This is a genomic window from Brevibacterium sp. Mu109, from assembly GCF_900169375.1.
GTDB lineage: Bacteria > Actinomycetota > Actinomycetes > Actinomycetales > Brevibacteriaceae > Brevibacterium > Brevibacterium yomogidense_A.
This window is the reverse complement of record NZ_FXZF01000126.1, coordinates 1-1,016: the sequence shown is the minus strand read 5'-3', so window position 1 is coordinate 1,016 and position 1,016 is coordinate 1. Positions and strand designations below refer to the sequence as shown.

Here is a 1,016-nt window from a genome sequence, read left to right as displayed (position 1 = left end):
ATCGTCGCCGGCGACTCCACCGGCTCGAGCGCCGATATCGCGCTGTCGCGGGCGACGGAGAAGGCGATGTGGGTCGGCATCGCCGCGTTCGCCGCCGGAAACAAAGTCAGCGACATCGGTGACGCAATCGACGATCATGTCTCAAGCGAGGCTCCTGAACTCGGGCTGGTGGAGGAATTCACCGGCCACGGCATCGGCACTGCCATGCACATGCCGCCCGAGGTGCTGAACTATCGTGCGAAGTCGAACGGACCGAAAATCAAATCCGGAATGTGTCTGGCAATCGAGCCGATGCTCACAGCCGGCAGCAGCGAGACCATCACCCTGGCAGACGACTGGACCGTCGTGACAGAGGATGGTTCGCGTGCGAGCCATTGGGAGCACAGCGTCGCCAAGCATGATGGGGGAGTCTGGGTACTCACTGCTGACGATGGGGGAGTGGCCGGACTGAGCCGACTCGGTCATTCATGGCTGAGGCGTTTGCTGCCTCCGCCTGAGCTCGTTGGTCGTGAGGATGTGCATGACGACGAACAGCGCCAACGCTGACATCAGACTCAACGCGAACATCCACGCTGCAGTGACCTGAATGTCGAAACCTGCGATCATGAAGGCCACAAAGGTGATGAACGCTGTGATCGATGCGGTCAGGACCGCGGTGGTCCGTGCCCTCTGAAATACTCGTAGATTCGTTTCGTATGCCTCGTCGTCCATGACGCTGCTCCTTGTGTTCGGGGCCGATTTCAGCGGCCGTCTCAACACTATCGTTGTGATTTCACGTTAGGATCTGGTCATGACGGGTGTCCACGATCACACGAAACGTTCGGCAGATGTGGGCGATCGGTATCGCCTGACCAGGATCGCCTTTGACGTCATCTCTGCTTTCGGCTGTCTCCGCGCGCAGGGACTTCCGGGTCCTGTCATCGTCGGGATCCTCGATGAACACGGCTATTCGTCCTCAAGCGTGCACAATCAGCTGGTGAGGATGGTCCACCGGAGCATTCTGACCAGTGAAAAGG

1 protein-coding gene and 1 pseudogene are annotated in these 1,016 nt (G+C 59.4%); both read left to right on the top strand.

Translation table 11 applies throughout. The features are described from left to right. The coding region (locus tag BSP109_RS16860; protein WP_257944769.1) for a M24 family metallopeptidase at window positions 1-546 on the top strand (546 nt) is incomplete at its 5' end. Between the two features lie 244 nt (window positions 547-790). Next, window positions 791-1,016 (top strand): annotated as a pseudogene (locus BSP109_RS17595) (PaaX family transcriptional regulator); the annotation flags it as partial.